Origin of the sequence: Klebsiella sp. CN_Kp066 (assembly GCF_040065135.1) — a bacterium.
GTDB lineage: Bacteria > Pseudomonadota > Gammaproteobacteria > Enterobacterales > Enterobacteriaceae > Klebsiella > Klebsiella oxytoca.
Window position 1 is genome coordinate 315,160 of the sequence record NZ_JBEAIU010000055.1, and the last position, 14,365, is coordinate 329,524.

Below are 14,365 nucleotides of genomic sequence, written 5' to 3' on the forward strand. Positions count from 1 at the left end.
AAATAAAAGTTACATATTGGATTTATCTGCTGAAATGCCAGGTTGGGCTGAATTTTGCGTCTTTTATTCAGCCCAGTGATGGTTTAGTCGTGGGCTTTGCCCGGCATCCGGCGGTCGTCTTTATACTCGGCGGTCGCAATCCACGCGGCGCAGAAAAGCGTCAGGCGGGCGAAGAAATAGAAGAAGGCCATGATTCCCAGCACCGAGCCGAATGCCGCCCCGGACGGCGACTTGACCAGCGACGGTAGCGTCCAGGTCATGACGATCTTGATTATCTCAAAGCCGACCGCCGCAATCAGGGTGCCGCGAATCAGCGCCCTACGGCGCGGGCGGTGGCGCGGGAGTCGCCAGAAAATCCAGAAAAAGAGCAGATAGTTGGCGAAGATGGAAATGGCCAGGCCAATAAGCCGCCACGCCGGTTTCAGCCACTCGATGTAGTCCAGATAGAGCGCCGAGATAATCATCTGCTGAGCCGACCCGGCGATGGAGGTGATTGACAAGGTGATCACCAGCGCCACCAGCAGGCCGATTAGCGAGATAAAGTCGCGAAAGTACTTCACCCAAATTTTTTCCTGATCCTGCGGCGTACGCTCCCAGACGTCGCGGGACTGGGCGCGAATTGCCTCACGCAGGTTGCCCATCCAGTTAATGCCGGAATAGAGCGCCACCAGCAGACCGACGATGCCGACGGTGGTGCGCTGCTGTACGGCGGTATTGATGGTATTTTTCAGCGTTGCCGCGAGCGTCGGGTCGCTGACGTTAAGCAGGATTTTATCGAAGATGTCCTGTAGCAGCGTAGGATGCGAGGCCAGAACAAAACCGGCTGCTGCAAAAGAGACCATTAGAATCGGGATCATCGATAAAAATGAGAAGTAGGTGATCGCCGCACCAAACTGATTGCCCAGCCTGTCGTTGAAACGCTCTGCGGCGCGGATGAGGTGCGCAATAATGGGGTTACGCTGGACTTTTTCCGCCGTTCCGGTGACGCTTTTTAGCGCCTGGTTGGCTTTTTTCGCCACGGTGGAGTCATTTATCGCAGCCAGGGCGCTTTTATTTTCATCCGGCTGCTGGCCCGGATCCTGGGCTGGTCGTTGGGCGTCGTTTTCCGGCGTCATAAATTATTTCTTCCTTTTTTACAGCGATATTCATCAAAATTATATACGTAAAATCACGGATAAGGCGTGCCGGGGTCATCGGAGGCATGAATACGTTCCTGTTTGCCGCCTGTTCTGCGCTAATCGCTCGCCGGCATTTTGTTTGCGCAGGGCCGCGGAAAATTCATAATTCACTGATAGTTATCTATAATTATCCTGGATAAGGCGTTAGCTGCTACCCGACATAAAATACCGCTACTCCCACAAATACGGATTTTTCATCATGCGGACTCATCAACATAGTTTTTCATGAGCCCGCCCAGCCACTCCATAAACAGATGTACCCGACGTGAAAGGTTGCGCCGGTGCGGATAAATGAGCGAAACCGGCAGCGGCTCGGCGCGGTAGTGGGGCAGAATTTCTATCAGCTCCCCGGTGCGCAGCATTTCACGAACGCCCACCCGGGGTACCTGAATAATCCCCAGCCCCGCCAGGCACGAGGCTTGATAAGTTTCGGTGCTGTTAACCGTCAGAACGCCACCGGTTTTGACCCAGCGGACGGCGCCATCGCTAACCACTTCGAATCCCAGCGGGCGCACGCCCAGATTGCTGGCGTAGTGGATCAGCGCATGATCGGCGAGATCGTCCAGCGACTGCGGGTAGCCAAAGCGGGTGAGATATTGAGGACTGGCGCAGTTGATTTGCGTGAGCTTGCCCAGCGGTCGCGCAATCAGCCCGGAATCTTTCAGCGTACCGACGCGTATCACACAATCAAAACCCTCGCGGATTACGTCAACCAACCTGTCGCTGCTGCTGAGCTCCAGTTCGATGCCGGGATACTGCTGCAGAAATGCCGGCAGTTGCGGAATAACCAGTTTTTTCGCCACGGCGACCGGCATATCGACCCGCAGGCGTCCGCTAATGCTGGAGGGATCGAGCTGAAACATCCCGTCCAGCTCATCGAGATTGCTGAGCAGGTCTCTGGCGCGTTCGTAGTAGACCATACCATCCTGAGTCAGCTGCACCCGGCGGGTGGTGCGATGCAGCAGACGAACGCCAAGATGGTTTTCCAGTGCCTGAATCTGGCGCGAAACGCTCCCTTTAGGCAGGCCAAGCGTATCCGCAGCGCGGGAAAAACTCTCCAGCTCCGCTACTCTGATGAACAGCTGCATTGCGTGAATTTTATCCATTCCGCAGACCTTTTGTTGCTCTTAATGAAACAGTAAAGCGTAATTTTCAGTATTTATTGTTTTTATAGCAGCTAATAAGCTCTTTAACGAGGCAAACGCAACCGAAAAGGGGTTTTCTGATGACACAACGTATCGCTTTGGTGACCGGCGGCAGCCGCGGGCTGGGGAAAAACGCCGCCCTGAAGCTGGCGGAGAAGGGAACCGATATTATTCTGACCTGGCATAGCAACCCGCAGGCGGCGCTTGACGTGGTAGCTGAAATTGAGAAAAAAGGCGTAAAAGCCGCAGCATTACCGTTAAATGTCGGCGATATCACCAGTTTTGATGGTTTTGCACACAAGGTGGGGGAAGTGCTTCAACAACGCTGGCAGCGGGAGACATTCGACTATTTATTAAACAATGCCGGTATTGGCCTGAACGTCGCTTTTGCCGAAACCAGCGAAGCGCAGTTTGATGAATTAATGAACATCCAGTTTAAGGGACCGTTCTTCCTTACCCAGCGTCTGTTACCGCTATTGCAGGATGGGGGACGCATCCTCAACGTTTCCAGCGGACTGGCGCGTTTTGCTCTGCCGGGTTATGCGGCCTATGCCGCGATGAAAGGCGCGATGGAGGTACTGACGCGCTATCAGGCGAAGGAGCTTGGGGAACGCGGAATTTCGGTCAATATCATTGCTCCTGGCGCCATTGAAACCGATTTTGGCGGCGGCGTGGTACGCGATAACCCGCAGGTGAATCAGCATATCGCCGGGCAAACGGCGCTGGGAAGAGTGGGGCAGCCGGATGATATTGGTGATGCTATCGCCGCGCTACTCAGCGACGATCTGCGCTGGATGAACGCCCAGCGCGTTGAGGTCTCTGGCGGAATGTTTTTGTAATCCCCAGCCCCTTCATGGATCATGAAGGGGTATACGCATTTCATGCGCTTTCTTACTCCGTAACACACTTTCCCCGCTTTGCCATCGCCTGCGTTTGCGGGTTCGTTTAAAATAGAAAAATAATATTATATTTATTTTTACCTGCCTGGTTCATTAAGGATTTCCTTAATTTAAATGTAATAAATATTGTGAATAAGTAATGGCGTGAATAAGGCCTGTAACTATTCATTGTTATGATGTTTAGATAATCCTCCCTATCGGTAAAATGCCCCAGGCCAAACAGCGAGTTCTTATTTTATCTTGCTGATATTACCCTTCCCCCTCTTTTAATCGGGCATTTCTTTGTTGGAGATAAATCCATGCAGGTAATCATGTTTGACAGGCAGTCGATATTTATTCACGGAATGAAAATTGGCCTCCAGCAACACATTCCTGAACTTGATATTTTTGGCACCTGTCAGGCGGATCAGCTCTGGCAGAAGCTAACGGCGAATCCTGAAGCACTGCTCATTCTGGATGGCGATATGCACAGCGAGTTTTGCTGCTGGCTACTGCAGGAAAAGCAGCTCCGCTTCCCGGCGACTCAGGTGCTGCTGATCGTGTCCGACGATAATAAAAGCTGGCTACAGCGCGCGCTTTCCTGGAATGTGCGCGGGATCATTCAACGCAGGGAAAGCCTGCAAACATTCGCCCAGGCGATCAACAGCATCATGCATGGCCTGCTCTGTTTGCCGGGCGATTGGCTAATGACGGCGGAAGCGCGGGATAATAAATTGGTTCATTTAAGCCAGCGTCAGCGCGAGATTTTACAGCTGCTGGCGGCGGGAGATTCCAATAAAGAGATTAGCCGCGCCTTAAATATTAGCGCGGGCACGGTCAAGGCGCATCTGGAGTCGCTGTATCGCCGACTGGATGTGAAGAATCGTACCCAGGCGGCGATGGTGTTTAATGGCGTCAGCGAAACTTAATCGGTTGTCGCCTTGAATCTTGCGCACTCTTCACGCCGCTGTTCGTGGCCGCTGCGAATATTTTCCCAGGCGGTCAGCGCCTCAGCAAACCGCTGATGGTTAAGGTGAGTTAAAACAATATCAAGCTCCGGAGACGCCGGGCCGCAGCTAAAGGCTAAAGAGACCAGCGCATCATACTGCGATGGGTTAAGCCTCACCCGCAGGTTGCGCTTAAGCTGGCGCTGGCATTGCACCAGGTCGACGGTAAGCAAGGTCTCCGCGATCTCGCGCGTGAAGTGGTTGAACGTTTCATAATCGTTGAGAACGTGGCCATAGCCAATCACGCGCAGGCCGCTCTCGTCCCGATAGGGGGCGAGTGCTAATCCCTGAGTTCGTTTAATAAAGTCCAGGCCCTGCGGGCTTAGCGACGGTGTTATGGGGGACATGTTCTCTTCCTCTTTGGCTGGCCCGCAGTGTAGAGGAAAAGTTAACCGCGCCCTATTCGCCAGATGGCCCAGGCTGGTTATGCTCGCGGCGCAGCAGGCCGAAAAGCCAATCGTTGTGCCAGCGACCGTTGAGCCAGTAGCATTCACGCAGCTCGCCTTCCTGATGAAAACCAACCTTTAGCAGCAGATTTTTTGACGCAAGATTACCCGCGGTGACGGTCGCCGTCAGCCGCCGGATACCGCCCGTAGTCAAAGCGTACTCGCACAGCGCGCGCAGCGATTCACTGCCGTACCCCTTCCCCTGCGCGTGGGGAGCGAACAGAAAACCCACTTCAGCGCTATCGCCAGCGTGATGCTGGTAGCCGGTGAGGCCAAGGGGAGCATGGGTGAAGCGATCGCGCACGACCAGACACAGCCAGTGGGCCGCGCCCGGGGACCATAAGGGAAGCCGCGAATCAAAAGCCTCACGAATGTCGGCGACCGGGCGAGGATCCGCGACGTAAAGCATCACCTGGGGATCCTGCTGGAGGGCGAGGAAAAAAGGCCAGTCGTCAAGCTGCAGCGGGGAACAGCGCAGACGTGGGGTCATCAATTCTGGCATAGCAGGGTTCCGGCAAAAGTCGATGCCATGAACATAGCAGGACATCGACTGCCGGAACAGTCTGCCGTTACAACGGTTCGCCGTACAGACCAATAAGCCGGCGCACCACGCCATTGGTCCAGCCGAAGCCGTCCTGAAGCGGGTACTCACCCCCTCCGCCTTCGTGGGGAGTGGCGCTGGCGATGTGGTACTTTTCAATCAGCTTAAAGTGCTGTTTATAGAAATGATTCACCGTTTGCAGCCAGCTGTGGGCTATCTCATCGCCGAGCGGATCCTGACCGTACATTTTAAAACCCTGTACCGCCATCCACTGCAGCGGCGCCCAGCCGTTGGGCTTATCCCACTGTTCACCGCTTTGATATTCGGTCGCCATAATACCGCCGGGGGTAAGCAGGCGGGCGCGTACCGCATCGGCAAGCCTGTCGGCCTGATCGTGGGTCGCCATACCGACATAGAGCGCGACGATGCTGGCGGCGGAAAACAGAGCCAGCTGCTCGCGGCGCCAGTCATAATCGCGGAAACAACCGCTTTCGTCATCCCACAGATAGCGGGTCACCGCCGCCCGACGGTCGCTGGCCTTCTGGCGGAAAGCGGCCTCGGTTTCCCGGTCGCCCTTCAGGCCGGAGAGGTTGGCGATGGTATTCTCCAGCTTGAACAGCAAGGCGTTCAGATCAATGGGGATAAACTGGGTAGTGCGGATGCTTGCCAGTCGGGTGATATCGCGCAGCCAGCGGCTGGAGTAATCCCAGCCGGACTCCGCCCCCGCGCGCAGGTCGCGATAAACTTCATTCGGCGGGCGCCCGGAGCGCTTCGCCGTTTCAACATCTTCCCGCCACGACTCATCGCGCGGCGTGTCGCGATCGTCCCAGTAGCGGTTCAGCAAAGAGCCGTCCGGCATACGCACCACGTGACGATACGCCTGATTGGGGATCAGCGATTCCGCGCCGTCCATCCAGAAGCTGTACTCCATTTGCAGGTGGTCAAGGTACCGTTTAGCGCCGCGGACGCCATCTTCTTCAAACAGTTCGACCATCAGGGCAAAGACCGGCGGCTGCGAGCGGCTGAGATAGTAGGTGCGGTTGCCGTTAGGAATATGGCCGTAGATTTCGATCATCCACGCGAAATTATCGGCCATGCATTTCAGCAGATCTTCGCGGCCGCTTTCCGCCAGCCCCAGCATAGTGAAGTAGGAATCCCAGTAGTAGGTTTCGCTAAAGCGCCCGCCGGGAACAATATATGACTGCGGCAGCGCCAGCAGCGACGACCACGGAATATGATCCTGCGGCTCGCGGGTGAGGATTGGCCACAGATTATCAATATGCTCCTTGAGGGATCGCGTGGGATCGGAGACGTAGTCCTCGGCGCGGCTTTCCGGCAGCCAGAAATGATCTTCCACAAACTGGCGTAAATCGAATCCGGGGGTGCGCCTGATGCGACGATAGTGAATCAAGATATCCAGCGGATCCTGCTTCGGCGCGCAGTCCGGGAAGGTTTTACTATCGGCGAAAATTCGCGATTTCTGGACGTGGGCGAACAGCTCCAGATAACGATCGGCAGGGGTGAGGGCATCCGAGGCGGGCAGCCCTTCAATGATCTCCGGTTCAGGTTCGGCGTCGAACATTTCATCCAGCTTTAACTCATACGGATCGGCTTCGTAGCACGGATCGGTGTCGATCCTGAGCTCATCGTCATCAACGTTGCGTAATTTCTGGCTGAACATAGGGGTACGGACCTCCGGATTGCGTCAGTAGAGGATGCCGGGCACGCCCGACCTGTCTAATAAGCTTAGACATTCGCAGCGGGAAACGAAAAGAGAAGTGTGCGGTAGATCACGCTTTCCTCGGAACAATCGGTTCGGAGTTTTTGCTTTAACTTTTTGATCTACCGGATTAAAACCGTTTTAACCGCTGCGTATTGCGTCGAAAAATTCGGAGATTTCGTTTTGCAACAAAATCTAAATTCCCGGGCGCTGCCGCTATTCAGCCATTACTCCCACGCGGCTTCCAGCAGCTCCAGCAGCTGCTCGCTGGTCAACGTGACCGGGTTAGCCTTCATGGATGAGGAGCTGCTGGCGGCGAGGGCCGCAGGCTCCAGCGCTTCGCGGGGGACGCCGAGATCGCGCAGATTACCCAGACCGGCGCGCTGGCTCCATTCGCGCAGGCTCTCCCATGCGCTGTCAGGATCGGAATCCAGCCCAGCGGCCAGCCACTGGCGTACATCCGCAAAACGCTGGCGGAGGCGTGCGTCGCTAATTTGTGCTTCGTTGAGCGCCAGGCCGAAGGGGAGCAGACTACCGCAAAGTGCGCCGTGGGCAGCGTTGCTCAGGCCTCCCAGCGGGCCTGCCAGGCCGTGAACCACGCCGAGTCCGGCATTGGCTAACGCCAGTCCGCCGCACAGGCTGACCCACGCCATCTCATCGCGGCTATCCGGACACTCATGTTCCATCAGCGTTCTGAGCGCTTTCATACCGCGCGGGATCGCCTCCCGACAGAGTGCGTCGGTAAAAGGATTCGCGCGGGTGCACAGCCAGGGCTCAATCACCTGGGTGATAGCGTCGAGACCGGAGGCTAAGGTCACCGCGCGCGGCGCGCTGTCGGTGAGGGACGGGTCGATAATCGCCAGGTCCGGCAGCATGCGGTCGTCACGCAGGCTGACCTTGCGCTGCTGCTCGGGGACGTTAATCACCGCGTTCTTTGTGACTTCCGCGCCGGTACCGGCCGTCGTGGGAATGGCGACGAACGGCAGCGGATTGGCCTCTAATATGCGGCCGCTACCCACCACTTCCAGGTATTCGATCGCGGGCCCCTGCGCGGGAACCAGCGCCGCAATGGCTTTGCCCGCATCAATGACCGCGCCGCCGCCGAGGCTGACGATGGCGCCGACGCCTTTTTCCCGTGCCAGACTCACGCCCCGTTCAATATCCTGCAGGCAGGGTTCATGGGCGATAGAGAGTGTGGTGACGTGCAGCCGAAGCGCGTGGAGTTCGCTTAGCAAGCACTCCGCGCGCTGCGGGGTGGCGCCGTGAATCAGCAGAATCTTTGTCGAGCGCCCGGCGAGCCAGGGGGCCGCGCTTAGAGCAAGGCCGCGCCCAAAGCGGATATTGCCCGGAGTTAAAACGTTAAAAGAGGTCAACATGTCGGGTAACCTGTTCTGGAGAAAAATCGTGCAATCCACTATACACATTATCCGGCTGTACATGAGCCGCCGATGCAGTATTGTGAAACAACCATCTCTTTTGATTGAGGAATTGCTGACAATGATAAAAATACTGGGCAAACGCTCATCAATTAACGTGCGTAAGGTACTGTGGACCTGTGAAGAAGCGGGAATAGCATATCAGCAGGAGGATTACGGTAGCGGGTTCCAGTCCATCGAGACCCCGGCGTTTCGCGCCCTTAATCCGAATAGCCTGGTCCCGGTGCTGCTGGATGGCGATTTTGTGCTGTGGGAGTCAAACAGCATCTGCCGCTATCTGGCGCGCAAAGCCGGGCGGGAAGACCTGCTCCCCACGGCGCCGCAGGCTGCCGCCGAGGTTGAGCGCTGGATGGACTGGCAGGCAACGGAATTCAATACTGCCTGGCGCTACGCCTTTATGGGACTGGTGCGCAAGGACCCGCGTTTTCAGGAACCGACGGCTATCAAAGAGAGCATTGTCGCCTGGACCCGCTGCGTGCAGATCCTCAATGCGCAGCTTCAGCAAACCGGGGCATGGGTTGCCGGCAGCCAGTTTACGCTCGCGGATATCGTCCTGGGACTGTCGGTGCACCGCTGGAAAATGACGCCGTTCGCGCATCCGGAAATGGCCGAAGTGGAGCGCTGGTATATGGCGCTGAATCAGCGCCCGGCGTTTAAGCGCCACGGCAATAACGGCGTGGCGTAAAGATAAAAAAAGAAGCTCCGGAGAGCTTCTTTTTCATGTACGGTGCGCCGTGTTACCGCATCGTCACAAACTCCTCCGCTGCGGTTGGGTGGATCGCCACGGTATTGTCGAAGTCTTTCTTGGTTGCGCCCATCTTCAGCGCCACCGCGAAGCCCTGCAGCATTTCATCCATACCGAAGCCGATACCGTGAATGCCGACAATTTTCTCTTCCGGGCCGACGCAGACCAGCTTCATGCGGCACGGCTGGCGGTGTGAAGTGACGGCGGTATACATGGCGGTGAAAGAGGATTTATACACTTTTACCGCCTCATCGCCGTACTGCTCGCGCGCCTGCGGCTCGGTTAAACCGACGGTACCGATTGGCGGATGGCTGAATACCACGGTCGGGATGTTGCTGTAGTCCAGATGTTCGTCCGGCTTGTTGTTAAACAGACGCTCGGAGAGACGGCGGCCGGCGGCAACGGCGACCGGAGTCAGCTCGACGGCACCGGTATTATCGCCGACGGCGTAAATACCCGGAACGTTGGTATTCTGGAATTTATCGACGACGATATAGCCTTTATCGGTGGTTTCCACTCCGGTAGCAGCAAGATTGAAGTTATCGGTTGCCGGTTCGCGACCGATCGCCCAAATCAGGCAGTCCACGGTCTGGCTGCGGCCATCTTCCAGCTCCAGGGTCAGGCTGCCGTCGGCGTTCTTCACTACCGCTTTCGGAATGGCATGGGTATGCAGCTGTGGGCCTTCGGCGTTCATCACCTCAACCAGCGTTTCAACGATCAGCGGATCGAAGCTACGCAGCGGCGCGTGTTTACGCACGAACAGATGGGTCTCCGCGCCCAGTCCGTTAATCACGCCCGCCAGCTCAACGGCGATATAGCCCGCGCCGACTACCGCAACGCGCTTCGGCAGCGCCGGCAGTTCGAAGAAACCATCGGAATCAATACCGTACTCGACGCCGGGAATGCTCGGATGGCTCGGACGGCCGCCGGTGGCGATCAGAATATGGTCGGCGGTTATCGTCTCGCCGTTAACTTCGACGGTTTTCGCATCGACAAAACGGGCGAAGCCTTTAATGACATCGACCTTGTTTTTGCCCAGCACGTTATCGTAAGAGGTGTGGATACGATCGATATAGGCGCTACGGCTGGCGACCAGCTTATCCCAGTCGAAGTGATTAATTGTGGTATCAAAACCGTAATCCGGGCCATACAGATGGATGGCTTCACGGATCTGCGCCGCATGCCACATCACTTTCTTCGGTACGCAGCCGACGTTCACGCAGGTGCCGCCCAGGTCTTTGGCTTCAATCAGCGCACACTTTTGGCCGTACATAGCGGCACGGTTAATGGAGGCGATACCGCCGCTGCCGCCGCCAATGGCGATATAGTCATAATGCTTGCTCATGAGTCTTATCCTTAATGTCTGATTGGCGCGATTGTATACCTGAAATCACCAGGTTCCACCGATTGCTGTGATTGTTACTCAGGCACGATCCAGCTGACGGTGGCATGGCCGATACCGGTCGGCACCAGCTTTTTATGTAGCCAGGGCAGAACGTTGTTCATCTGCTGCTCCAGCTTCCACGGCGGGTTGATGACGATCATCCCGGAGGCGGTCATCCCGCGCTGGTCGCTATCCGGACGCACCGCCAGCTCGATTTGCAGAATTTTGCGAATGCCGGTGGCCTCTAACTCTTTGATCATGCGCTTAATCTGCGCACGCAATACGACCGGATACCACAGCGCGTAGGTGCCGGTAGCAAAGCGTTTGTAGCCTTCATGAATTCCGGTGACCACCGCCTGGTAGTCACTTTTGATTTCATAAGGCGGGTCGATTAGCACCAGGCCACGACGAGATACCGGCGGCAGCTTAGACTTCAGCTGCTGATAGCCATCGCTTTTTTCAACCCGGGCGCGGTCGTCTTTCTGGAACTCCGCGCGCAGCAGCGGAAAATCGCTGGGATGCAGTTCTGTCATCTGCAGGCTATCCTGCTCGCGCAGCAGTTGGCGGGCAATCAGCGGAGAGCCGGGGTAGTAGCGCAGCTGGCCGCTACGGTTGAAGTGCTGGACCACGGAGATATACGGCTCCAGCTCGGCGGGCAGGTCATCCTGCTGCCAGATGCGGGCGATACCTTCGAGATACTCACCGGTGCGCTCGGCATGTTCGCTGCTCAGCTGATAGCGGCCAGCGCCGGCGTGGGTGTCCAGATAGAGAAACGGTTTTTCTTTCTCTTTGAGCGATTCAATGATCAGGCTCTGAACGGTGTGTTTTAGAACGTCGGCGTGGTTGCCTGCGTGAAAGCTGTGGCGATAACTGAGCATGGATGCGGTGATTCCGGGAATTAAACAAGATAACCGATAGTTTACCGCAGATCCGCCTGGATTACCGCTGCGGTACCGTGCTGTTTTAATTCCTGCTGGTGTTGTGTGAGATGCGACTCCCCGGAGGCGGTGCTGGCGCACCTGTCCGGGCTACCGGCCCGCAGCCAGCTGATGATTGCGGAATTAGCTCTCTTTTGTGGGTTTTACCGCCGGCAGGGCGCGATGCATCGGCACCGGCAGCCAGGCGCGAATTAATAATCCGCCGCGTTCGCTGGAGCCAAGTTCCAGCTTGCCGTTATGGTTATCGATGATGCGCTGAACGATAGCCAGCCCAAGGCCGGTTCCGCTAATCGTTCGGGCGCTGTCACCGCGAACGAAAGGCTGGAACAGATGTTCGCGCTGCTCCGGCTTGATTCCCGGTCCATCGTCTTCGACCTGGAACCAGGCCCGGTTACCTTCGCTGCCGCTGCTGACCTTGATCCAGCCGTTGCCGTAGCGGGCGGCGTTGACCACCATATTCGCCAGCGCGCGCTTGATGGAGAGCGGATGCACGCGCAGCGGGATCTCTCCCGGCTGCAGATCGGTAGCGATTTCCCGCTCATAGCCGCTCTCCGCCGCAATCACTTCGCCCAGCACCGCATTCAGGTCCACCAGCTCCACCGGCATCTCCTGACCGGTGCGCAGATAGTCGATAAACTGCTCGATAATGGCGTTGCACTCTTCGATATCTTTATTAATCGACTCGGCGAGGTAGCCGTCCTCTTCGCCCATCATTTCCGTCGCCAGACGGATACGCGTGAGCGGAGTCCGTAAATCGTGGCTCACCCCGGCCATCAGCAGCGTACGGTCGTCCGCCAGTTGCTTAACGCCTGCGGCCATATGGTTAAAGGCACGTGTCACCGAACGCACCTCTGATGCGCCGTATTCGCGCAGCGGCGGAGGGATAATCCCTCGCCCGACCTGCAGCGCGGCGTGCTCCAGATCGACCAGCGGTCGGTTCTGTATACGAATAAAGAGCCAGGCGCCGCCAATCGCCAGCAGCATGATCGCCAGGGTGTAGCGGAACAGCGGCGAGAAGTCGCCCTGGTGGATTTCGGTCAGCGGTACGCGCACCCAGATATTGGGGGAAAGCCAGGTTTTCAGCCACACCACGGGGGAGCTTTTGTTGACCTCAACCCGCACTTCGGTCGGCCCGCCGAGCTGGTGCGCCATCTGCTGGCTTAAGAATTCATAATGCTGCGCCCAGCGCAGGCCTGCGTCTTCCGCCGCTTCGTTGGAATAGAGCGAAATGCCCAGCTCGCGGTAAATTTCGCGGCGAAACGCCGGCGGAACCACCAGCTGGGTGCCGTCTTCCAGCTGCAGTTTATCGGTCATCAGCATACGCACTTCGTAGGCCAGAACCTTATTAAACTGCTGGAGACTGGGCAGGATCGCGAAATTCAGCACCACTAAATAGGTCGTCACCAGGCTGGCGAACAGCAGGGTGACGATCAGTAGCAGGGTACGGGCAAACGAGCTTCGCGGCGAAAAGCGCACGCGTTTCATGCCTTAGAGCCGTCCGGGACGAAAACGTAGCCCAGGCCCCATACGGTCTGGATATAGCGAGGATGCGCAGGATCTTCTTCCACCATGCGGCGCAGGCGTGAGATTTGTACGTCGATGGAACGCTCCATGGCTGAATACTCACGGCCGCGGGCGAGGTTCATCAGCTTATCGCGGGACAGCGGTTCGCGCGGATGGCTCACCAGCGCTTTTAGCACCGCGAATTCACCGCTGGTCAGCGGCATGGGTTCATCTTCACGGAACATTTCGCGGGTGCCGAGGTTCAGCTTGAATTTACCAAAGGCGATAACCGCCTCTTCCTGCGAGGGCGCGCCCGGCAGTTCGTTGGCCTGACGGCGCAGCACGGCGCGGATACGGGCCAGCAGCTCGCGCGGGTTGAACGGTTTTGGGATATAGTCGTCGGCGCCGATTTCCAGGCCCACGATTCGGTCAACTTCTTCCCCTTTCGCCGTGACCATGATGATCGGCATCGGGTTGCTCTGACTGCGCAGGCGGCGGCAAATGGACAAGCCATCTTCGCCCGGCAGCATAAGATCCAGCACCATCAGGTGGAAGGATTCGCGGGTCAGCAGGCGATCCATCTGTTCAGCGTTCGCCACGCTACGAACCTGGAAGCCCTGCTCGGTCAGATAACGTTCGAGTAGCGCACGCAGGCGCATGTCGTCATCGACAACCAGAATCTTATAATTCTCTTGCATTGTTTATACTCCCAAAGGTTCACTGCAATTGTCAGTACGTATTCTCAAAAAAGCCCGGGTCGCCCACCAGCGAAATCTGGTATATATTCCAGGCTAAATTGTTACAAAGCATATTTAACAGCAGCTTAAGTATACATTTAAGCATAAGACGCATTATTTATCCTGTTGCTATTATGACGCGCGACGAATTGTGCGCAGCATTGCACAAAGATTTGTAATCAGGAGCCGTAACCTTCGATGAAAACGCCGCTGATCACCCGTGAAGGGTATGAAAAACTGAAGAAAGAGATGGATACCCTGTGGCGCGAAGAACGTCCGGAAGTCACTAAAAAAGTGACCTGGGCGGCGAGCCTTGGCGACCGCAGCGAAAACGCCGACTATCAGTACAATAAAAAGCGCCTGCGTGAAATCGACCGCCGGGTGCGCTATCTGACCAAATGCCTCGAACAGCTGAAAATCGTCGATTATTCGCCGCAGCAGGAAGGAAAGGTCTTTTTCGGCGCCTGGGTAGAGATTGAAAACGATGCGGGCGAGACGAAGCGCTTTCGGATTGTCGGCTACGATGAAATCTTTGGCCGCAATGACTACATCTCCATTGATTCGCCAATGGCGCGCGCGCTGCTGAAAAAAGAGGTCGGCGATTTAGCTATCGTTAACACGCCCGCGGGCGAGGCTGCCTGGTACGTGAACGAAATTGAATACGTCAAAGCTAAATAGGTGCGGAACATTCCGAGAGGCTTGGGTCG

14 protein-coding genes are annotated in these 14,365 nt (G+C 56.6%); 4 read left to right on the forward strand and 10 right to left on the reverse strand.

Translation table 11 applies throughout. The features are described 5' to 3' along the window. Window positions 1–83 precede the first annotated feature (83 nt). The gene (gene yhjD / locus ABLV75_RS23495; RefSeq protein WP_004106689.1) at window positions 84–1,115 is read right to left on the reverse strand and encodes an inner membrane protein YhjD; all 1,032 of its coding nucleotides are present in this window, start codon (window positions 1,113–1,115) and stop codon (window positions 84–86) included. Between the two features lie 260 nt (window positions 1,116–1,375). Further along, window positions 1,376–2,284, reverse strand: coding sequence for a LysR family transcriptional regulator (locus ABLV75_RS23500; RefSeq protein WP_004106688.1), 909 nt, complete (start codon window positions 2,282–2,284; stop codon window positions 1,376–1,378). A 119-nt stretch (window positions 2,285–2,403) separates the two neighbouring features. Here ABLV75_RS23500 and ABLV75_RS23505 point away from each other — a divergent pair, with 119 nt between their 5' ends. Together ABLV75_RS23505 and ABLV75_RS23510 are read left to right on the forward strand one after the other, a co-directional pair. Further along, window positions 2,404–3,162: an SDR family oxidoreductase gene (locus ABLV75_RS23505; RefSeq protein ID WP_004106687.1), complete on the forward strand. Its 759-nt coding sequence runs from the start codon at window positions 2,404–2,406 to the stop codon at window positions 3,160–3,162. 359 nt (window positions 3,163–3,521) lie between these two features. Beyond that, the gene (locus ABLV75_RS23510) at window positions 3,522–4,130 is read left to right on the forward strand and encodes a response regulator transcription factor (protein ID WP_004106686.1); all 609 of its coding nucleotides are present in this window, start codon (window positions 3,522–3,524) and stop codon (window positions 4,128–4,130) included. Here ABLV75_RS23510 and ABLV75_RS23515 read toward each other — a convergent pair. The 4 genes from ABLV75_RS23515 to ABLV75_RS23530 form a co-directional block, all read right to left on the reverse strand. After that, complete coding sequence (locus ABLV75_RS23515; RefSeq protein ID WP_004106685.1) at window positions 4,127–4,555, reverse strand: lysozyme; 429 nt, start codon at window positions 4,553–4,555, stop codon at window positions 4,127–4,129. The genes ABLV75_RS23510 and ABLV75_RS23515 overlap by 4 nt on opposite strands. 52 nt (window positions 4,556–4,607) lie before the next feature. Continuing rightward, a complete protein-coding gene (locus ABLV75_RS23520; RefSeq protein ID WP_004106684.1) occupies window positions 4,608–5,156 on the reverse strand; it encodes a GNAT family protein in 549 nt (182 codons plus the stop codon). Between the two features lie 67 nt (window positions 5,157–5,223). Further along, window positions 5,224–6,876 (reverse strand): alpha,alpha-trehalase, encoded by a 1,653-nt coding sequence (locus ABLV75_RS23525; protein ID WP_004106683.1) that lies wholly within the window; start codon window positions 6,874–6,876, stop codon window positions 5,224–5,226. A gap of 266 nt (window positions 6,877–7,142) precedes the next feature. Continuing rightward, window positions 7,143–8,291 carry an iron-containing alcohol dehydrogenase gene (locus tag ABLV75_RS23530; protein WP_004106682.1) on the reverse strand — a complete coding sequence of 383 codons (1,149 nt, stop codon included), beginning with the start codon at window positions 8,289–8,291 and terminating at the stop codon, window positions 7,143–7,145. A 121-nt stretch (window positions 8,292–8,412) separates the two neighbouring features. Here ABLV75_RS23530 and ABLV75_RS23535 point away from each other — a divergent pair, with 121 nt between their 5' ends. After that, the gene (locus ABLV75_RS23535) at window positions 8,413–9,036 is read left to right on the forward strand and encodes a glutathione S-transferase (RefSeq protein ID WP_004106681.1); all 624 of its coding nucleotides are present in this window, start codon (window positions 8,413–8,415) and stop codon (window positions 9,034–9,036) included. A gap of 52 nt (window positions 9,037–9,088) precedes the next feature. Here the strand turns inward: ABLV75_RS23535 and gorA are convergent, their stop codons facing one another. The 4 genes from gorA to ompR all read right to left on the reverse strand — a co-directional run bounded on the left by gorA (window position 9,089) and on the right by ompR (window position 13,619). Beyond that, complete coding sequence (gene gorA, locus ABLV75_RS23540; RefSeq protein WP_004106680.1) at window positions 9,089–10,441, reverse strand: glutathione-disulfide reductase; 1,353 nt, start codon at window positions 10,439–10,441, stop codon at window positions 9,089–9,091. A gap of 74 nt (window positions 10,442–10,515) precedes the next feature. After that, on the reverse strand, window positions 10,516–11,358 hold the full coding sequence (locus tag ABLV75_RS23545; protein WP_004106679.1) for a 23S rRNA (adenine(2030)-N(6))-methyltransferase RlmJ: 843 nt from the start codon (window positions 11,356–11,358) through the stop codon (window positions 10,516–10,518). A 183-nt stretch (window positions 11,359–11,541) separates the two neighbouring features. Next, window positions 11,542–12,903, reverse strand: a complete 1,362-nt coding sequence (envZ, locus tag ABLV75_RS23550) for a two-component system sensor histidine kinase EnvZ (RefSeq protein WP_004106678.1) — start codon at window positions 12,901–12,903, stop codon at window positions 11,542–11,544. Continuing rightward, window positions 12,900–13,619, reverse strand: coding sequence for a two-component system response regulator OmpR (gene ompR, locus ABLV75_RS23555; RefSeq protein ID WP_001157751.1), 720 nt, complete (start codon window positions 13,617–13,619; stop codon window positions 12,900–12,902). The genes envZ and ompR overlap by 4 nt, the downstream gene beginning before the upstream one ends. A gap of 237 nt (window positions 13,620–13,856) precedes the next feature. Between ompR and greB the strand changes: the two genes are divergently transcribed. Then, window positions 13,857–14,336 carry a transcription elongation factor GreB gene (gene greB / locus ABLV75_RS23560; protein ID WP_004106676.1) on the forward strand — a complete coding sequence of 160 codons (480 nt, stop codon included), beginning with the start codon at window positions 13,857–13,859 and terminating at the stop codon, window positions 14,334–14,336. Window positions 14,337–14,365: the final 29 nt, after the last annotated feature.